This is a genomic window from Nonomuraea roseoviolacea subsp. carminata (assembly GCF_024172185.1).
GTDB classification, from domain to species: domain Bacteria; phylum Actinomycetota; class Actinomycetes; order Streptosporangiales; family Streptosporangiaceae; genus Nonomuraea; species Nonomuraea roseoviolacea.
Genome location: NZ_JAMZEC010000001.1, coordinates 5,829,553 through 5,847,807 on the forward strand (window position 1 = coordinate 5,829,553; position 18,255 = coordinate 5,847,807).

An 18,255-nucleotide genomic window follows, 5' to 3' on the forward strand; every position below is an offset into this window, starting at 1 on the left:
CTCCTTCCCGGCCTGGCGATTGTCCGTCTACTGGCGCCGTCTAGTGCCGGGGCCGCCAGCCGAGTGTGGGACCGAGCTCGGTGGCGATGTCGGTGAGAATCTGCACATAGTCCTCGTGATCGAACGTGAACGGCAGCGCGAACGCGACCTCGTCGATCTCCCGGAAGGCGGCATGCTCGTAGAGCCGCTCGGCGATCTCGCTCGAGCTGCCGACGAGGTCGGGCGCGAACATCATCCGCGCCGGTCCCTGGGGCGCGGCGGCCCGGGGCGTGCGCTTGTCGGCATACTCCTTGTACTTGGCCCGTTGCTCCGCTGAGGCCGTGTCTGTGGGGATGACGACCAGGCCCTGGGAGACGCGGGCGCGGTCGCCGTCGGGGTGGTGCGCCCGGAACTCCCGTACGTGGGAGAGCTGGATCTCGGCGAAATCCTCCGACTCCTCTGCCTTCACGACACTGCTGGTCAGGAAGTTCATGGCGTGTTCGCCTGCCCACCGGGCCGAGCGCAGGCTTCCGCCGCCGTACCACATGCGGCTGCCGAGGCCGGGGGAGTGGGGCTGGACCCGGTCGGAGAAGATCTCGAAGCCTTCGGCGCCGTGGAAGTCGGTGGCCGGCTCGCCGCGGACGAAGTCCAGGAGCCGTCGTACGCGTTCGTGGCTGAAGTCCTCGAGGTCGCCTGTGTCCGGGTAGAGGGCGTCCTTGACCTGGTCGTAGTGGAACGGCGGGCCGACGCTGACGCCAGGATTGAGGCGGCCTCCGGACAAGACGTCCACCGTCGCCAGGTCTTCGGCGAGCCGCAGCGGATTCTCCCAGCCCAAGGGGATGACCGCCGTGCCCAGTTCGATGCGGCTGGTGCGCTGGGAGGCCGCCGCCAGGACGGCGACGGGGGAGGAGATGCCGTACTGCAGATGGCGGTGCCGCACCCACGCGCTGTCGAAACCCAGCTGCTCGCCCAGCCGGATGATCTCGAGTGTCGACTCATGGCCCCGGCGTGGGTCGGCCTCGTCGAACAACCCGATGGTCAAGAAGCCCAGCTTTCGCAGCGGTTGCGAGGACAGCGGCATCTATCCCTCCTTATTCCTTCCAGGGTTGCGATGGCGACATCCGGAGATGAGCCGCTGGTCGCGGCGGACGACCACCACGCCCGGCCCGAAGGACGCAGGGTGCGGCGTTCGAGTGGCGAGCGCGGTTTGACCTGGTCGAGGTGCCGGACGCCGTTCGCGTGACGACGGGTTCGACAAGCCAGAGCGGCGGCCGGCGCTCCCGCTCTGCGGCGATCTCCGGCTGGGGGTGCCGCGCACGCCGCGGTGCGGGCGGAGATCCCCGACCCCGCCCGCACGATCTCGGGTCGTCAGGCGACGACGAGGGCCTCGGCCCTGAACTCGCGGCCGGCGACGATTTCGGAGACGAACCCGTCGGGGCCGACGGGGCGGTCGCCGATCAGGGTGACCCGGTGCAGCGTGCGCTGGACGTCGAGGTGGTCGAGGTCGGACGGGGCGAGGTGGGCGGTGGCCCGGTTGTCCCAGAAGGCGACGCTACCCGGCTGCCAGCGGAAGCGGACGGTGTACTCGGGACGGGTGATCTGCTCGTACAGCAACTCCAGGACGCGACGGCTCTCCCGAGCCGAGAGGCCGACGATGTGGTCGGTGAAGCCCGGGTTGACGAACAGCGCCCGCTCACCGGTCTCGGGATGCACCCGCACCACCGGATGCACGGAGACCAGCAGATTGTCGTTGATCCGCTTGACCAGTTCGCCGTCCTCGTCGGTGGTCTGGTAGCCGGCGAGGAAGCGGTGCTCGGCGCGCAGGCCGTCCACGAAGTCGCGTAGGGGCGCCGACAAGCCCTCGTAGGCGGCGACCAGGTTGGTCCACTGGGTGTCACCGCCGAACTCGGGGACGGTCTCGGCGCGCAGGATCGAGGCGGCGGGCGGGTTGACGGCGGCGGTGACGTCGGTGTGCCAGCCGGAGTAGTAGGAGTACTGCCGCTTGCGGTACAGCTCGCGGTAGTTCGCGCCGTAGCGTTCCTCGTAGCGGCGCGGGTCGATGGTGAGGATCTGCGGGAACTCCTCCGGCGGGGCGTCCTCGTGCGGGTGGGCGTGGGTGAGCTCGCCGAACTGGCGGGCGAAGGCGATCTGGGCGGCGTGGTCGAGGTTCTGTCCGCGGAAGAAGACCACCTTGTGGGCGAGCAGGGCCTGGCGGATCTCCTCGACCGCGGTGGGGTCGAGGGGGTGGGCGAGATCGACGCCGGTGATCTCGGCGCCGATGTGCCCGGCGACGCGTTTGACGGCGAGGATGGACGAGGATGACATGGTGAAGCGCTCCCTGAAGCTTTGACGGATGTTCGAGCGGAAACGGGGATGGCGGGACCCGGAGGTCACCGCATGGCACAGAGCGCGCTCGCCTGCCGTCTGAGATCGACGTGGAGACGGGCCACCAGAAGCTCGCTGCTCTTCACAAGCCAGATCGTGCGCGCGGAAATCCATGTATGTCAAGTAGGAAATGTTGACTTTAGGGGTCCCTGCTCTTAGCTTCATGGCATGACCGATCTCGATGTCACGGCCGACGTCCTGGTCGCGGGCGGCGGGCCCGCGGGCGCGTGGGCCGCGATCAAGGCCGCCGAGGCGGGTGCCGACGTCGTCCTGGTGGACAAGGGCTATCTCGGCACGAGCGGTGCCACGGCCGCCGCCGGCACCGGCGTGTGGTACGTCGATCCCGACCCCGCGGCGCGGGAGGAGGCGATGGCCTCCAGGGAGGCCCTGGGCGGCTACCTCGCCGCCCGGAGCTGGATGGCCCGCGTCCTCGACCAGACCTACGCCAACATGAACGAGCTGGCCGAGGTGAGCCGCTACCCCTTCCCCGTGGGCGATGACGGCCGTCAGATCAGGCGCGGCCTGCAGGGCCCCGAGTACATGCGCCGCATGCGCATCCGCGCACGCCGCTCGGGGGTGCGCGTGCTCGATCACAGCCCCATTACCGAGCTGCTGGTGGACGCGGAGGGCGCGGTTGCGGGCGCGGCCGGTTACCGCAGGCAGCACGACCGGTCCTATGGGGTACGCGCGGGCGCGGTGGTGCTGGCCACCGGCGGCTGCGCCTTCCTCAGCAAGGCACTCGGCTGCGACGTCAACACCGGTGACGGAGCGCTGTTCGCCGCGGAGACCGGGGCCGAACTGTCCGGCATGGAGTTCTCCAACGCCTACGCCATCGCCCCCGAGTTCACCTCCGTGACCAAGACCGCCTTCTACTCCTACGCCACCTTCTACCACGCCGATGGAAGTGTCCTGGAAGGCGCGGGCAGCACGCGCGGCCGGTCCGTGATCGCGCGAACGCTGCTGTCCGAGCGCGTCTTCTGCCGACTCGACCAGGCCGGGGAAGAGATCAGACAGGCGATGCGGCTGGCCCAGCCCAACTTCTTCCTCCCCTTCGACCGCCAGGGCATCGACCCCTTCGCCGAGCTGTTCCCCGTCACGCTGCTGGCCGAGGGCACCGTGCGCGGGACCGGCGGCATCCGCCTCACCGGCTACGACTGCGCGACCTCCGTCCCCGGACTGTACGCCGCCGGTGACGCTGCCACCAGGGAGCCGATCTGCGGCGGCTTCACCGGCGGCGGCAGCCACAACGCGGCGTGGGCCATGTCGTCCGGCACCTGGGCGGGGCAGGCCGCCGCCCGTCACGCCCGCACGTTGGGCCCCCGCGCGGCCAGGCGCGCAGTGACCGGGGCCGGCGGCGCCGGGCTGCGGCCGACCGGCGCCGGCCGGGCCGGGCACCGCGAGATCGTCGAGGCGGTCCAGGCCGAGGTGCTGCCGTACGAGAAGAACTACCTGCGCCACGGCGACCGGCTCGCGCCCGCGCTGGCCTCGCTCGATGAGACCTGGACGCGGGCCAGGCAGGCCCTGCGCGCGGATGGCCCCGACGTCGTACGTGCCCGCTCGGCGGCCGCGATGGCGGCCCACGCCCGCTGGATGTACGCCAGCGCGCTGGCCAGGACCGAGAGCCGCGGCATGCACAAGCGCGAGGACTACCCGGGTTCCGACCCGGCCCAGCACCACCGGCTGAGCTGCGGCGGGCTCGACGAGGTGTGGGTCGCGCCCGAGACCGGGCGGCCCCTGGCGGTGGCGTCGTGATCGAGATCGTGGCGCGCGACCGGTGCATCGCCTGCGACAAGTGCATACAGGTCTGCCCGACGGACGTCTTCGAACGAGGGGATGACGGGGTGCCGCTGATTGCGCGGCAGGGCGACTGCCAGACGTGCTTCATGTGCGAGGCGTACTGCCCGGTGGACGCCCTCTACGTGGCGCCGGTCGCGCACCCGCTCCCGGAGCCGCCCGATGTGACGGAACTGGCCGAGCGGGGACTGCTGGGCGGTTACCGCGCGCAGATCGGCTGGGGGTACGGGCGCACTCCGGGTGCGCGGCGGGCGATCGGGCCGGTGCTCCCCGCGGCGTCGCAGGTGATCATCTCGTGACGGGGCGGCGTCCACGCCGTAGCTGTGTCCTTGGACAGAGTGCCGCCCTTCCGGCCACGCACGACAAGACCATTCGCTGATGAACATCGGAAAGGTTTTGGCTCATGCCTGTGGAGTTTCTCGGGATCGGCGGGACCAATGACGGCTCGGAGACCTCTCCGCGCTCGGGTTCCTCCTTCGACAAGCAGTACACGCTGCGGCTCGCGCGCGCCCACCAGGAGTACGGCTGGGATCGGGTGCTGTTCGCCTACGGCTCGGGCTCGCCCGATCCGGCTCAGGTGGCCGCCTACGTGGCGACCAGGGTCGAGGACCTGCAGATCCTGCTGGCGCACCGGCCGAACGTGTCCTACCCGACGTACGCGCTCAAGACCTTCGCCACCCTCGACCAGATCAGCGACGGGCGGCTGACGGTGCACTTCATCACCGGCGGCAACGACCACGAGCAGGGCAGGGAGGGCGACGTCCTGACCAAGGACGAGCGTTACTCCCGGACCAGGGAGTACATCCAGATCGTCAAGAAGGGCTGGACGTCGAGGGAGCCGTTCGACCACGAGGGCGAGCACTACTCGTTCAGGGATTTCGTCTCGGACGTGTTCCCGCTGCAGCAGCCCCGGCCCAGGGTGTCCTTCGGTGGATCGTCGGAGGCCGCCTACGCGGCGGGCGGGGCGGAGGCCGACATCTACTGCCTGTGGGGGGAGCCGCTGGCCGAGACGGCACAGCAGATCGCCTCGGTGAAGCAGGCGGCGTTGCGAGCGGGGCGAAGTGACGTGCCCAAGTTCCAGGTGGCGTTCCGGCCGATCATAGCGCCGACCGAGGAGCTGGCCTGGGAGAAGGCCCGGCGCATCCTGGGGGATCTGCACCGGGTGGGGGCGAACCGGCGCCGGTTGTCCGGCCCGCCGCAGAACGCCGGCTCGCAGCGGCTGCTCGAGGTCGCGGCCAAGGGGGAACGGCACGACCGCGCGTTGTGGACGCCGACCGCCGCGGCCACGGGAGGCGCGGGCAACTCGACGGCGCTCGTGGGCACCCCCGAGATCATCGCCGAGGCCCTGCTGGACTACTACGACCTGGGCGTCGAGATCCTCTCGGCCCGTGGCTACGACATCCTGGACGACGCCATCGACTTCGGGCGGCATGTGATCCCGCTGGTCCGTGAGGGGGTCGCCGAACGGGACCGGCAGCGGGCGGCACAGGCGCCGCTGAGCCGGGTCGCGCCATGACCGCGCCCGCCCCCTCGACCGTCCTGGACGATCCGGTACGGGCCTCGCTCCTCGGGGCGCACGCCCGTCTCGCCGAGCGGCGGGGCCGCGTGCTGCGTTATCCCCCCGACGTCTCCGCGTTCCTGTCGATGCCGCCCGCGCCGGGTCCGGCCGACTGGGCCGATGTCGCCGCGCTGGTGGGACCCGGCGGGCACGTGGCCCTGACCGGCCCGATGCCGGCGGCTCCGGTCGGCTGGGAGGAAGTGATGGACGTTCCGGGCGTCCAGCTCACCGGTGAGCATGTTGCCGGTGCGGACGACGCCGACGTGGTCCGGCTGGGCCCGGAGGACGTGCCGGAGATGCTGGATCTCGTCGAGCGGACGAAGCCGGGCCCGTTCCTGCCGCGGACCATCGAACTCGGCGTCTACCTCGGCCTCAGGTTCGGCGGCGTGCTGGTGGCGATGGCCGGCGAACGCCTGCACCCGCCGGGCTGGACCGAGATCAGCGCCGTCTGCACCGCCCCCGACCACCGAGGCCGCGGACTGGCGACCAGGCTGGTGCTGGCCGTCGCCGCGGGCATCCGGAACCGGGGCGAGACGCCGTTCCTGCACGCGGCGGCCGCCAATACCGGCGCGATCCGCCTGTACGAGCGGCTCGGCTTCCGCCTGCGCCGCACCCCGGACTTCCGCGCCGTACGTGTTCCGGCGCTGGATCCGTCCCTGGGCACCCCGGTGCCGATCACATGACCGACGCGAGGGTCGCAGCGCGACCACGGCCGTCGGCACCAGCCGCCCGTTGTTTCGGCCCTGTCCGGAAGAACAAGGAACGGGGTCTTCCTGGTACGACCTACGAGAACAGTCGTGCGGCGTGACGTAGAGCGTAGGACGCGACCTGGCGGCCAAGCCTCACCCCGGCCCGGTCGGTGGGGCGGGTGTGGACACCCGACCAGACCCGGGCGTCGACGTTCTCGTCGGTCAGGACCTTCCACGCGGCGTAGGTGCGAGTGACCCCGGGCGCGGTCGGGCTCGTGAGCTCGAACGGTTCGCGGGAGTGGGAGCCGACCAGCGCGTTCAGCACCTGCTCGGCGGCACCGGCGCTCATCCGCGCAACAGCGGTAGGAGCCGGTCGCCCTGACGCTTGATCTCCGGCAGATAGGGGGTGTCGGAGAGCACGAAGTGGGTGATGCCGAGGGCCTGGTACCTGCGCAGCGACTTCGCCACGTCCTCGGCCGAGCCGACCAGCCAGGTCGTGCCCGCGCCGCCGCCGCCGAACTTACCTGGGGTGGTGTAGAGGTTGTCGTCGAGCACCTCTCCGCGTGCGGCCAGGTCGAGCAGCCGTTGCTGGCCGACGGCGGTGAACCGGTTGGGGTCGCGGGAGATGCCGCCGTTCGCCATCTGCACGACCTTGGCCTCGGCGTCGGCCCAGGCCTGTTCGGTGGTGTCCCGCACCAGTGTGGTGACCCGCAGCCCGAACTCCAGTGGAGGGTGCTCGCGTCCGAGCTTCTCGCTGAGCTCCTTGAGCCGCTCGATCCGCTCCCCGATGCCGTCGAGCGGCTCGCCCCAGAAGAGCTGGACGTCGGCCTCCGTGGCGGCCACCTTCTCGGCGGTTTCCGAGGCGCCGCCGAAGTAGAGCCGGGGGTGCCGGCGCTCGCCCCGGACGACTGTGCGCGGCACGACGGTGGAGTCGGTGACGGTGAAGTGCTCGCCGTGGTAGGTGACGTTCTCCTCGGTCCACAGCTTGCGCACGAGCTGGAGGAACTCCTTGGTGCGGGCGTAGCGGTGAGCCTGGTCGCCTTCGCTGTCGCCGTACGCCGCGAGGTTGTCCTTGCCCGACACGATGTTGATCAGCACCCGTCCCCCGCTGAGATGGTCGAGGGTCGCGGCGGCGGAGGCGAACTTCGCCGGATGCCAGTAGCCGGGCCGGACGGCGATCAGCGGCTGGAAAGTCGTCGTCCGCGCGGCCAGGGCGGTGGCGACCGTGAAGGTGTCGGGCCGTCCCCAGCCGGTGCCGATGAGCGCCCCTGCCCATCCGTGCTCCTCGAGGGCCTTGGCCTGGCTGGTGAGGGTCTCCAGGCTGTTGTGATTCTCGATGACGACGTCGCCGCGGTGCCCGGGCTGCGCTTGGTTGGGGATGTACCAGAGGAACCGGAGATTCATCAGTCGGTCTTCCTGCTCGGTGGTCCAATGACTCAGATCGCTCTGGCCCGGTGCGTTCGGCCACCGCCTCCGGCAGGCAGGGGGTGGGCCGTTCCCTTCAGCGGGGGGACGATGGCCCGAACGGGCGGTCGCCGCGCAGAGTGATGCGGTGCATGACCCGGTGGGCGGTGCTGTAGTCGCGGTTGGCGTAGTGAGATGTGCTGCGGTTGTCCCACATGGCCACGTCGCCGATGCTCCAGCGGTGGCGGACGATGTGCTCCGGCTTGGTCAGGTGAGCGTAGAGCAGGTCGAGGATGTGACGGCTCTCGGCCTCGGAGACGCCGACGACGTGCGAGGTGAAGCCGGGGTTGACGAACAGGCCCTTGCGTCCGGTCTCGGGGTGGACGCGTACGACGGGGTGCTCCACCGGGTCCAGCCGGGTGACGACCTCGCCGTCCCAGACGCTGCCCTTGCCGCCGCGCCGCTGGGCCAGGTAGTAGCCGAACTCCCGGTTGCCGTCGTGCACCGCGGTGAGCTGGTCGGCCAGTTCCCGTACGGGCGCGGCAAGGGAGTCGTAGGCGAGCTGGCTGTCGGCCCAGCTCGTGTCCCCGCCGGTGGGAGGCAGGACCACGGCACGCAGGATCGAGCCGAGCGGTGGGCGGGGCATGAAGGTGACGTCGGTGTGCCAGACGTCGGCGAAGCCGTTGTCGGCGCTGTCGAGCGCGTAGATCTCCGGGTGCGCCTCGTCCACGCCGCCGACGACGGGGTGGGATGCGGTCAGCTCGCCGAGGCGGCGGCCCAGGGCGACTTGGCCGTCCTCGTCGAGGGTCTGCCCGGAGAAGAAGAGCACCTTCCGCTGGACGAGTGCGGCTCGTACCGCGGCCAGCTCCTCGTCGTCGGCGGTTGCCAGGTCGAGCCCTTCTATCTGAGCGCCGAAGTGCGGTCCGAGCGGGCGCAGGGTGAGCTTGGCGGCCAGGGGTGTGGACATGTGCGCTCCTGTTCTGTGGTGGTCATCCGGCGGCGTCGCGGACGGCATGGCTGACGGTGGCACGCAGGGCCGCGTACTCGGGGAGGGCGCGGAGTTCGTCGGGCTCCAGGCCGGTGCGGGGCAGAGGGACGTCGAGGTCGAGGGCGATCTGGCCGGGCCTGCTGGTGAGCACGACGACGCGGCTGCCGAGGAAGACCGCCTCCTCGACGCTGTGGGTGACGAACACGGAGGTGCGGCCCGTCTGCTCACTGACCCGGCGCAGGTCCTCCTGCAGCCGCTCGCGGGTGAGCGCGTCCAGGGCCGCGAACGGCTCGTCGAGCAGCAGCAGCGGATTGTCGCCCGCCAGCGCCCTGGCGATGGCCACGCGCTGTTGCTGACCGCCGGAGAGCTGCCAGGTCCGGCGGTGGGCCACGTTGTGCAGGCCGACCCGTTCCAGGAGTTCCGGCACCCGGCGGGCGCGTTCCTCGCGGGGGACGCCGGCGTAGCGCAGCGCGAGCCCGACGTTGCCGCCCACGCTCTTCCAAGGGAACAGCCGGGGCTGCTGGAACACGATCCCGGCGCCGGCGCCGGGCACTGGCGGAGCTCCGGCGGTGCGGACGACGCCGGCGGTGGGCCGCTCGAAGCCGGCGATCAGGCGCAGCAGCGTGCTCTTGCCGCAGCCGGACGCCCCGACGATCACGAGGAACGAGCCCCGGGGGACGTCCAGCGAGATCGGGCCGAGCGCGGTCACGGCGTCCACGCCCGTCCCGTACACGTGCACGACCTCCTCCACGTGCACGGCGGCGTCCGTACCGAGCTCAAGGGGTGAGGACATCGGGCAGGCCCTTGTTGTAGACGGCGTTCCGCACGGTCGCCAGATCGGGGACGGCTTCGATCTTCTGCAGGTCCTTGAGGAACTGCGCGGCGCTGACGAGGTTCTCGGCCAGCGCGCCCGGCCGCTCCGGCGTGCCGAGCCATTCGGCGGAGGCCAGGTCGGAGGGCTTGAGGAAGACGCCCTGGGTGAGCTGGTCCTCGGCGTCCGCCTTGGTCAGGTTGAGCTCGGCGGCGACGGCCGCGGCGGCCTCGGCGCGATTGCCGGTGATGAGCTGGAGAGCCCTCGCCTCGGCCTTGCGCCAGGCGTCCACCGCGTCCGGATGCGCCTTGAGGAACGTGGTGGACACCACCCCGAGGTCCAGCGTGGGCTTGCCGGCCGTGGCCAGCTCCCGGCTGGTGATCAGGACCTTGCCGTCCTTCTCCAGCTCCTTCAGGGTGGGCAGCCAGGTGTAGGCGGCGTCGATGTCGCCGCGCGTCCAGGAGGCGAGGATGTCCTGCGGTTCGAGGTCGACGATGGTCAGCTCCGACTCGCGCACCCCCGCCCGGTCGAGCGCGGCCAGCAGGCTGTAGTGGGAGGTCGAGGCGAACGACGTGGCGACCTTCTTCCCGCGCAGGCCCTCGATCGCCGACACGCCGCTGTCGTTCCTGACGACCAGGGCCTCGTTGTCGCCGGCCACGTCGAGCACGAACGCCACCTGGTACGGGATGTTCAGCGGGGCCGACAGTCCGCGGGCCACGGGGCTGGAGCCGATGGCGGCGATGTCCACGCTGCCGGCCACGAAGGCGGTGTTGATGCTGGCGCCGGAGTCGAACTTCGTCCACTGGATCTGGTAGCCGGGCAGCGCCTCCTCCAGCCACCTCTTGTTCTTGACGATGAGGTCGCCGCTGGGGAACGCCTGGTAGGCGAGGCGGATGCGGTTGGCCGCCGCGACGGCACCGCCTCCCCGGGACGCGGTGCCGTCGCCGCAGGCGGCCAGGACCGTGATCAGCACGAAGGACAGCAGGAATCTCAGACGCATGGCGGTTTCCTCGTGAGGGACGTGCGGCGGGTCACGAGCGGCCCCGCCAGGGGATGAGCCGTTTCTCCGTGACCCGCAGAAGGCCGTCGATGAGCAGGCCCGACAGGCCGATGGCCAGCAGTCCCAGCACCACGACGTCGGTCTGCAGGTAACGCTGGGCGTCCCGCACCATGCCGCCGATGCCGGGCACGCCGTTGACCGTCTCGGCGGCGACCACGGACGAGTACGCGATGCCGACGGCCAGGCGCACGCCGGTGAAGATCTCCGGCAGGGCGTTGGGCAGCACCACGTCCCGGATGACGTCGCGCCGCCTGGCGCCCAGCGCCCTGGCGGCCTCGACCAGGTCGGACGGCGCGCCGTGCACCGCGGCGGCGGTGGCCACCGCGACCGGCGGCAGCGCTGCGATCGCCAGCAGCCACAGCTTGGGCGTCTCGTCGATGCCGAACCAGATGATGAGCAGGCTGAAGTACGCCAGCGGTGGTAGCGCCCGCACGAACGTGATCACGGGCTCGGCCACGACGCGGATCCACGGCACGGTGCCGAGCACGGCGCCCACGACGAGCCCGCCTGCCACGCCGATCGCGGATCCGATGAGGATGCGCCGCAGGCTGATCCCGAGGTGCTCGATGAGCAGGCTGCCGCTGTAGCCGCGGATGCCGTCGTGCGTCGTGGACAACCGCAGGAGCTGCTCCCACACGGCGCCGGGGGAGGGGATGAAGGAGGGGTTGGCCGCCGCGGTCGCGGCGAGCTGCCACAGGCCGAGGAGTGCGGCCGCGGCGAGCACGCGCACCACGATCCTGCGTGTCGCCGGTCGCCGTCGCCGGGTGGCGGACGCCGGTCCGCCGTCGGGAAGGGCGGTCGAGGGGGCGGCCGTCGAGGTGGGCGAGGTCACCGTCTCAGACGGGCTCATGACCACGAAGCTACGGCGACACCTCGCTAAAGTCAACATTTCCTACTAGTTTTATGGGTTATCCCCCGCCTCGCCCGAGCTGCGGGCCGGCGTGCTCGGGGGCTGCGTGACCCACATCTTCCTCTGATCGTCCGGGTCCGGGCCGCGGCGCCGTGCGCGCTCAGAAGCCGATCGGCTCACGCACCAGCACGACCGTGGCCCGCTCCGGCAGGGCCTCGCGCTCGACGATGAGGATCTTGCCGATGAACGACGACTGCCCGAACTTTTGGAGGCGCCGGTGCTCGCGCGGCAGGCTGTACGAGCGGACCCGCCGCAGCGCCGTCTCCAGGTCCGGCACCACCTTCTGGGCGCCGGCCACCCAGACGACCTTGCGCGCTCCCGACGCGTACGGCGCGAGCTGGCTGCCGCTGGCCGAGGCGATGACCAGGTGGCCCTCCTCCGTCACCGCGTGCACGCTGCCCACGACGTACTCGGCCGTGGCGCCGAGGCGGACGACCGCCTGCACGTCGCCCTTGGGGTCCTCGGCCCCGGCCCGGACGGAGGCGAACCGGCCCGACTCGTCGAGGTCCGCGGCGATGCCGGACAGCCGGAGCGTCTCGCTGGAGGTGGTGAAGACGCTCTCGTCGCCGGGGATCAGTCCGGTGACGAGCTCGCGGGCCTCGGTGGCGCTGTCCACGACGTGCACGATGAAGCCGTTGTCGCGTAACGCGGCGGTCGCGCGGTCCAGTTGCCCGGCGGGCGCGGGGGCGGCGAACGTCTCGTCGGGCACGACAGTTTTCACGGACATGATGTATCCCCTGAGATGAGCAATGGTTCCGACTGGTAACCGGCACCATTCTGAGTAACGCTGAATCCCTACCGGAAGTAGGCACTTTTTTCTGCCTCAGTGAAGCGGAGGGAACCCATGAACGCTGACGGACCCGCCGGCGGCGCGAGCTCCGTGCTCCAGGCGCGCGACGAGACGACCTGCCAGGTGCGCGACGTCCTGAACCGTGTGGGGGACAAGTGGACCCTGTCGGTCGTCAACGAGCTCGGAGCCGGCCCCCGCCGCTTCAACGAGCTCAGGCGCACCGTTCCCGGCATCAGCCAGCGCATGCTGACCGCCACTCTGCGCGTGCTCGAACGAGACGGGCTGGTCACCCGCAGCGTGTACGCCGAGGTGCCGCCCCGCGTCGACTACGAGCTGACCCCGCTCGGTCGCACGTTGCTCGAGCGGGTCTGGGGGCTGATCGACTGGGTCATTGAGCACCACGAGGACATCGAGGGTGCCCGCAGCCGCTACGATGCCCGGCGCGCGCCTGACGGATCACAACCTACGGAAACAATCGGAACATAGCCGCGTGCAGGATCAGGTCCGCCGCCGTAGACGAGGAGCACCGCAGGCACCTCGCCGGGTACCTGGCCGTACGTAGGCGGTGGCCGGCTCGCCGCTGCAGGCCGAGCGCCACGAAGAGGTCAAGGGCGGTCCCGCCCGGGCCCCGACCCGAAGAGCGCGCTCATTCGATGCTCTCCTTGACGCTTCTCCGACAGACCGACCGAGACAGGGCGCTACACCTACACCGTCGAGTGGACGGGAAACGCCGGCTATACGCCCGCGAAGGGGCCGGGCGGGGGCGTCAGCGTCACCTGAGAGGGTCGTGGCCCCAGTTCATCAGCGAATACCGCCACCTGGTCTCGCGGACGTCACCCGAAGGCCGTTGCGCCAGGTGACGGTGGACGTAGCCGATCACCTTACGCATGTGCGCGTAGTCCGGTTCGGTGAGGGACGCCTTCTTCGCGTGCAGCAGTTCGACGATCTTGCGACCGGACTCGTGCCCGGTCGACTCGCCGCCGTCGCTCTTCTGCCCCACCGCCTTGGACTCGTCGGTGGCCAGCCAGCTCTCGAGCTCCTCGGCGGTCATGTTCACCACCTGCCCGAACTCGGCCGCGATCGCCCGCTCCTCCTCCTCGGTCATCACGAGCCCTTGTCCTTGCGCAGGGCCGACGGCTTGTGGACGGCCTTCTTGCCGCTCTTCTCGCTGCGTACCACGTACTGCGGGTCGTCGGGCGAGGCGGCGACGGTGCGTCCGGCCTCCTTCCGCCGGTCGGTGATCTTCTTCTCGACCTTGCCCCGGGCGGTGGATCCATGGCTCTGCCAGGTGACCTCGTCGCCCACCGCCGGGTCGTCCTCGTTCTTCTTCGCCATGAGCTGCGCCCTACCCCGACGTCCGCGCGCACGCCGCGCCGCGGTCATGGATACGCCCAACTCCGGGTCAAGGAACGTGGGTTCCCCCGGGCGGGGGGGACCGGTCGCCCGCTCAGGTGATCTGCCGAGGCCGCCGGCTGAAGACGCTGGAAGCATGACGATCAAGCTGCTGCACAGGGCGCCCGTCGCGAGCGACACCGAGCGCGACGTCCCCCGCTGGGCGCTGCGTGCCGCCTACGCGGTTCCGCTGCTGGTGCTGCCCTCCTGTCTCTGGCGGCTTCCGTTCGTCCTCGACTTCCCGATGGGCCAGATCCACGACGCGCACATGCCGGCGCTGTGGATCAGAATCCCCTACATCTTGGGGCTCAGTACGCTGTCGGAGCTGGCGGCGTTGCTGAGCATCGGGCTGGTGCGCCGGTGGGGTGAGGTCGTCCCGGGCTGGGTGCCGTTCCTCGGGGGCCGGCGCGTCCGGCCGATGGCGGCGATCGTTCCCGCGGCGGCCGGGGGTGTGATCCTGTCGGTGCTGCCGGTGCAGACGGTGCTCCAATGGATGGGCGCCGTCGACGAGGTCCCTTACGAGAACGTCTGGTGGAAGATCCTGGCCAACGTCTGCATCACCCCGCTGAACCTGTGGGGCCCCCTCGTGCTCGCGCTCACCTGCGCGTATTACGTGCGCCGGTGCCGCCCTGGCATGACGATGCGAGCCTGACCCACTTCGGCGTCATTCCGCCTCGTCCCAGTCGAGCGGCACGCCGAAGGTCTCGTTCAGGCCGGTACGTCCCTCGTCGGTCAGGTGCACCACCCGCCGCGCCCGCCCCCGCCGCAGCCACCCCAGGGCGAACAGCCGGTCGGCCACGGCCGCGCCCAGGGCGCCCGCGAGGTGGTGGCGCCGCTCGCCCCAGTCCACGCAGTAGCGGATCGCGGGCCGCCGCCGCGAGAACTCCTCGACCTCGATCCCGAACGCGGCCAGCCTGCCGAGCCCCGCGGCCGTGATCCGGTAGCCCCCGGCGGCCGTGCCCGTCAGGACGTCGCCGTCCACCAGCGCGGCCAGCAGCACGACGCCGAGCCGTCCCGCGAGATGGTCGTAGCACAGCCGGGCCCGCATCAACGCCTGGTTGCGTACGCTGTCGCGCAGGGACGTCACGGGCAGCGGCCGGGCGATCCTGGCCAGTTCCTCCAGCGCCCGCGCCACGTCGGTGCTGGCCAGGCGGTAGTAGCGGTGACGTCCGTCGTGCTCGACGGTGAGGAGCTTGGCCTCGCGCAGCCGGGCCAGGTGGCCGCTGATCGTGGACACGCTCACCCCGGCCTCGGCGGCCAGTGCGCTGGCGGGCAGGACGCCGCCGCCGGCCAGCGCCATGAGCACCTTGGCCCGCGACCTGTCGCCGATGGCCGCCGCCACCTCGGCGATGTCCGCGTCCGTCGCCGTCTGCCACATGCCTCCAGTCTAGGCAGTCCAGAACGGCGACATTTCGGTGAACGCCGTAGCGATCGCGTACCAGGTTGGAGGTATGACTCTCTCCACGCTTTCGAGGCTTCCGCTGGTGGCGGTCTGCCTCGGGTACTTCCTGGTCATCCTCGACGTCACCGTGGTCAACGTGGCCGTACCGGTGATGGGGTCGGACCTGCGGACCGGATTGACGGATCTGCAGTGGATCGTGGACGGGTACACGCTCACGTTCGCCGGACTGCTGCTGCTGTGCGGCGGGCTGGGCGACCGGCTCGGCGGCAAGCGCGTGTTCCTGGCGGGGCTGGCGGTGTTCGTCGCGGCCTCGGCCGGGTGCGGGCTGGCGCCGTCCGCGGGCCTGCTGACCGGGGCGCGGCTGGTGCAGGGGGCCGGGGCGGCGATGATGGTGCCCGCCTCGCTCGCGCTGCTGGCGGGCGCCTACCCGGAGCGGGCGGCGCGGGCGCGGGCGTTCGGGGTGTGGGGCATGGTCGCCGGGTTCGCCGCCGCGGCCGGGCCGGTGCTGGGCGGGGTGCTGGTCTCGGCGGTCGGCTGGCGTGCGGTGTTCTTCGTGAACCTCCCCTTCGGGCTGGCCGGGCTGTTTCTGACCGCCCGGTACGTGCCCGCGGCCGCCCCGGCAGGCAGCCGTGACGGCCTCGACGTGCCCGCCCAGCTCGCGGGCGCGCTCTGCCTGGGCGGGCTGACCTGGGCGCTGATCGAGGCCGGGCCGCACGGCTGGGCCTCTCTCCCGGTGCTGGGCGGCCTGGGGGTGTCCGCGTCGGCGTTGCCGGCGTTCGTGCTGCTCGAACGGCGGGCACGGGCGCCCATGCTGCCCCTTGAGCTGTTCGGCGCGCGGCGGTTCTCGGCGTCGGCGGTGGTCGGCGTCCTGCTCAACCTCGGCTTCTACGGCCTGCTGTTCGCGGTGCCGCTGTACTTCCAGCGGGGGTGGGGGCTGAGCGCGTCCATGACCGGGCTGGCCATGGCGCCGATGGCGGCGATGCCGATGCTCTCCTCCTCGCTCAGCGGCCGGGTCGCCGCGCGGACGGGCCCGCGGGCGCCGATGGCCGCCGGGCTGGTCATCGGCGGCGCCGGCCTGCTCGCCTGGCTCGCCGCCGGCCGCGGCACGAGCTACTGGACGTTGCTCGCGCCGCTGGTGCTGACCGGGTTCGGCGTCGGGTTCACCATGCCGGCGGCGACCGCGTCCATCATGGAGGCCGCCCCGGCCGCGCTGGCCGGGGCGGCGTCGGCCGTCTTCAACGCCGCCCGCCAGACGGGCAGCGCGATCGGTGTGGCCCTGGTCGGCACGCTGGTCGCGCACGGCGGCCTCGTCGCGGGCCTGCACGCCGGTGCGCTGATCGGCGGCCTGGGGTTCCTGGCCGGCGCCGCGCTGACCTGGGCATCGGCCAGGTGACCCACGACGAGGGTGAGGGCGTTTCCGACACGGGTGCCTCCTGGTGATCGTTGCTCTCGGTGTTCGTGGGAGCCGGCCCGCCCCGTGCGGGAAGAGGGGCGGGCCGGTGCGGTGTTCAGCACAACCGGACCCCTCAGGAGGTGCACGACATGTCAGGACCCGACGGCCGGCCCTTCGGAGAGCGAGCGGCCATGTCCGCACTGGCGGCGTCCCCCGCCCCGAACAGCCGCGACAACCCCCTCACCCCCACCAGCCGTTAGGGATCCCCTCCATGGACCAGCATTTCGACCTCGTCGTCATCGGCTCCGGCTCCGGAAACCCGATCGCCGACAAGCGGTTCGCCGACTGGAAGGTCGCCATCGTCGAGAAGGGCGTCGGCCCGTTCGGCAGCTTCGGCGGCACCTGCCTCAACGTCGGCTGCATCCCGACCAAGATGTTCGTGCACACCGCCGACACCGCGCGCGCGCCCGAGCACGGTGCGGCGCTGGGCGTCGACCTGGAGCTGCGCGGCGTCGACTGGCCCGCCGTACGCGACCGGATCTTCGGCCGCATCGACCCCCTCGCGGCCGGAGGCGAGCGCTACCGCGCGACCGGGCGCGAGAACGTCACCCTCTACCGCGGCACGGCCCGCTTCACCGGCGAGCGCCGCCTGGTCGTGGACACGGCGGACGGGCCCGTCACGATCACCGCGGACCAGGTCGTGGTGGCCGTCGGCAGCCGCCCGGACATCCCCGACATCCCCGGCCTGGACCAGGCGCTCGGCTACCACACCAGCGACACCGTCATGCGCATGGACCGGCTCCCGCGCCACCTGACCATCCTCGGCTCAGGGTTCGTGGCCACCGAGATGGCCCACGTGTTCTCCTCCCTGGGCGTCGAGATCAGCGTGATCGCCCGCAGCGAGCTCCTGCTGCGGCACGAGGACATGGACGTGGCGCGACGCTTCACCGAACTGGCGCGCGACCGCTGGGACGTCCGCCTGAACCGCAAACTGCTGAGCGCCGCCAGACAAGGCGACAAGCTGCTCCTCGACCTCGAAGGGCCCGCGGGCGCGGAACTGCTGGAGACCGACGAGCTGCTGGTGGCCACCGGCCGCCGGCCCAACTCCGATCTCGTGGACGCCGCCGCCGGAGGGCTCGCCCTGCACCCGGACGGCCGTGTCGTCGTGGACGAGCGGCAGGCGACCTCGGTGCCCGGAGTGTGGGCCCTCGGCGACGTCTCCTCCCCCTGGCAGCTCAAGCACGTCGCCAACCACGAGGCACGCGTCGTCCAGCACAACCTGCTGCACCCGGACGACCTCCGCGCCTCCGACCACCGTTACGTCCCCCACGCGGTGTTCTCCTCCCCGAGGATCGCCTCGGTGGGCCTGACCGAGCAGGAGGCGCAGGCCGCCGGGCGCGCGTACGTGACCGCCATACGGGAGTACAGCGGCATCGCGTACGGCTGGGCCATGGAGGACACCACCAGCTTCGCCAAGGTGCTGGCCGATCCCGCCACCGGTGAGCTGCTCGGCGCGCACATCATCGGCCCCGAGGCGCCGGCGCTGATCCAACCGCTGATCCAGGCCATGTCCTTCGGCCTGGACGCCCGCTCCATGGCCAGGGGGCAGTACTGGATCCATCCGGCCATGCCCGAGGTGGTGGAGAACGCCCTGCTCGATCTGCCGCTCGACTGATCGAGCGGCAGTCCATGGTCGTGGC

The 18,255-nt window shown here is 71.3% G+C and carries 21 protein-coding genes; 8 read left to right on the plus strand and 13 right to left on the minus strand.

Annotated elements, in window-relative coordinates; genetic code table 11:
* Positions 1 to 40: 40 nt before the first annotated feature.
* The 3 genes from HD595_RS27045 to HD595_RS47275 form a co-directional block, all read right to left on the minus strand.
* Positions 41 to 1,060, minus strand: a complete 1,020-nt coding sequence (locus HD595_RS27045) for an LLM class flavin-dependent oxidoreductase (protein ID WP_253773723.1) — start codon at positions 1,058 to 1,060, stop codon at positions 41 to 43.
* A gap of 287 nt (positions 1,061 to 1,347) precedes the next feature.
* Positions 1,348 to 2,304 carry a TauD/TfdA dioxygenase family protein gene (locus HD595_RS27050; RefSeq protein ID WP_253773725.1) on the minus strand — a complete coding sequence of 319 codons (957 nt, stop codon included), beginning with the start codon at positions 2,302 to 2,304 and terminating at the stop codon, positions 1,348 to 1,350.
* Between the two features lie 65 nt (positions 2,305 to 2,369).
* Complete coding sequence (locus HD595_RS47275; protein ID WP_355451062.1) at positions 2,370 to 2,450, minus strand: putative leader peptide; 81 nt, start codon at positions 2,448 to 2,450, stop codon at positions 2,370 to 2,372.
* An 82-nt stretch (positions 2,451 to 2,532) separates the two neighbouring features.
* Here HD595_RS47275 and HD595_RS27055 point away from each other — a divergent pair, with 82 nt between their 5' ends.
* The 4 genes from HD595_RS27055 (at position 2,533) to HD595_RS27070 (ending at position 6,399) form a co-directional block, all read left to right on the plus strand.
* Positions 2,533 to 4,116 carry an FAD-dependent oxidoreductase gene (locus HD595_RS27055; protein WP_253773727.1) on the plus strand — a complete coding sequence of 528 codons (1,584 nt, stop codon included), beginning with the start codon at positions 2,533 to 2,535 and terminating at the stop codon, positions 4,114 to 4,116.
* Positions 4,113 to 4,457: a 4Fe-4S binding protein gene (locus HD595_RS27060; RefSeq protein ID WP_253773729.1), complete on the plus strand. Its 345-nt coding sequence runs from the start codon at positions 4,113 to 4,115 to the stop codon at positions 4,455 to 4,457. The genes HD595_RS27055 and HD595_RS27060 overlap by 4 nt, the downstream gene beginning before the upstream one ends.
* A gap of 104 nt (positions 4,458 to 4,561) precedes the next feature.
* A complete protein-coding gene (locus tag HD595_RS27065; protein ID WP_253773731.1) occupies positions 4,562 to 5,674 on the plus strand; it encodes an LLM class flavin-dependent oxidoreductase in 1,113 nt (370 codons plus the stop codon).
* Complete coding sequence (locus tag HD595_RS27070) at positions 5,671 to 6,399, plus strand: GNAT family N-acetyltransferase (protein ID WP_253773733.1); 729 nt, start codon at positions 5,671 to 5,673, stop codon at positions 6,397 to 6,399. Before HD595_RS27065 ends, HD595_RS27070 begins: the two co-directional genes overlap by 4 nt.
* Positions 6,400 to 6,499: 100 nt before the next feature.
* On the opposite strand, the gene HD595_RS27075 is transcribed toward HD595_RS27070, so the two are convergent.
* The 7 genes from HD595_RS27075 to HD595_RS27105 all read right to left on the minus strand — a co-directional run bounded on the left by HD595_RS27075 (position 6,500) and on the right by HD595_RS27105 (position 12,305).
* On the minus strand, positions 6,500 to 6,754 hold the full coding sequence (locus HD595_RS27075) for a phosphatase PAP2 family protein (RefSeq protein ID WP_253773735.1): 255 nt from the start codon (positions 6,752 to 6,754) through the stop codon (positions 6,500 to 6,502).
* Positions 6,751 to 7,809, minus strand: a complete 1,059-nt coding sequence (locus HD595_RS27080) for an LLM class flavin-dependent oxidoreductase (RefSeq protein WP_253773737.1) — start codon at positions 7,807 to 7,809, stop codon at positions 6,751 to 6,753. The genes HD595_RS27075 and HD595_RS27080 overlap by 4 nt, the downstream gene beginning before the upstream one ends.
* 97 nt (positions 7,810 to 7,906) lie before the next feature.
* Positions 7,907 to 8,776 (minus strand): TauD/TfdA dioxygenase family protein, encoded by an 870-nt coding sequence (locus HD595_RS27085; RefSeq protein WP_253773739.1) that lies wholly within the window; start codon positions 8,774 to 8,776, stop codon positions 7,907 to 7,909.
* Positions 8,777 to 8,798: 22 nt separating this feature from the next.
* Positions 8,799 to 9,590 (minus strand): ABC transporter ATP-binding protein, encoded by a 792-nt coding sequence (locus HD595_RS27090; protein ID WP_253773740.1) that lies wholly within the window; start codon positions 9,588 to 9,590, stop codon positions 8,799 to 8,801.
* On the minus strand, positions 9,574 to 10,608 hold the full coding sequence (locus HD595_RS27095) for a taurine ABC transporter substrate-binding protein (RefSeq protein WP_253773742.1): 1,035 nt from the start codon (positions 10,606 to 10,608) through the stop codon (positions 9,574 to 9,576). Before HD595_RS27095 ends, HD595_RS27090 begins: the two co-directional genes overlap by 17 nt.
* A 31-nt stretch (positions 10,609 to 10,639) precedes the next feature.
* The gene (locus HD595_RS27100) at positions 10,640 to 11,518 is read right to left on the minus strand and encodes an ABC transporter permease (protein WP_253773744.1); all 879 of its coding nucleotides are present in this window, start codon (positions 11,516 to 11,518) and stop codon (positions 10,640 to 10,642) included.
* 160 nt (positions 11,519 to 11,678) lie between these two features.
* Positions 11,679 to 12,305, minus strand: a complete 627-nt coding sequence (locus HD595_RS27105; RefSeq protein WP_253773746.1) for a lactate utilization protein — start codon at positions 12,303 to 12,305, stop codon at positions 11,679 to 11,681.
* Between the two features lie 117 nt (positions 12,306 to 12,422).
* On the opposite strand from HD595_RS27105, the gene HD595_RS46095 reads away from it, so the two are divergent.
* A complete protein-coding gene (locus tag HD595_RS46095) occupies positions 12,423 to 12,854 on the plus strand; it encodes a winged helix-turn-helix transcriptional regulator (protein ID WP_301309607.1) in 432 nt (143 codons plus the stop codon).
* Positions 12,855 to 13,140: 286 nt separating this feature from the next.
* Here HD595_RS46095 and HD595_RS27115 read toward each other — a convergent pair whose 3' ends face one another.
* Together HD595_RS27115 and HD595_RS27120 are read right to left on the minus strand one after the other, a co-directional pair.
* Positions 13,141 to 13,473 (minus strand): DUF3140 domain-containing protein, encoded by a 333-nt coding sequence (locus HD595_RS27115; RefSeq protein WP_253781324.1) that lies wholly within the window; start codon positions 13,471 to 13,473, stop codon positions 13,141 to 13,143.
* Positions 13,473 to 13,703, minus strand: a complete 231-nt coding sequence (locus HD595_RS27120) for a hypervirulence associated TUDOR domain-containing protein (RefSeq protein ID WP_253773748.1) — start codon at positions 13,701 to 13,703, stop codon at positions 13,473 to 13,475. The genes HD595_RS27115 and HD595_RS27120 overlap by 1 nt, the downstream gene beginning before the upstream one ends.
* Positions 13,704 to 13,857: 154 nt before the next feature.
* Here HD595_RS27120 and HD595_RS27125 point away from each other — a divergent pair, with 154 nt between their 5' ends.
* Positions 13,858 to 14,412, plus strand: coding sequence for a hypothetical protein (locus tag HD595_RS27125; RefSeq protein ID WP_253773749.1), 555 nt, complete (start codon positions 13,858 to 13,860; stop codon positions 14,410 to 14,412).
* A gap of 12 nt (positions 14,413 to 14,424) precedes the next feature.
* Here the strand turns inward: HD595_RS27125 and HD595_RS27130 are convergent, their stop codons facing one another.
* Positions 14,425 to 15,138, minus strand: coding sequence for an ArsR/SmtB family transcription factor (locus HD595_RS27130; RefSeq protein ID WP_253773752.1), 714 nt, complete (start codon positions 15,136 to 15,138; stop codon positions 14,425 to 14,427).
* Between the two features lie 73 nt (positions 15,139 to 15,211).
* Between HD595_RS27130 and HD595_RS27135 the strand changes: the two genes are divergently transcribed.
* Both HD595_RS27135 and HD595_RS27140 read left to right on the plus strand, forming a co-directional pair.
* A complete protein-coding gene (locus HD595_RS27135; RefSeq protein WP_253773754.1) occupies positions 15,212 to 16,555 on the plus strand; it encodes an MFS transporter in 1,344 nt (447 codons plus the stop codon).
* A 271-nt stretch (positions 16,556 to 16,826) separates the two neighbouring features.
* Positions 16,827 to 18,230: a mycothione reductase gene (locus HD595_RS27140; RefSeq protein WP_253773756.1), complete on the plus strand. Its 1,404-nt coding sequence runs from the start codon at positions 16,827 to 16,829 to the stop codon at positions 18,228 to 18,230.
* Positions 18,231 to 18,255 lie beyond the last annotated feature (25 nt).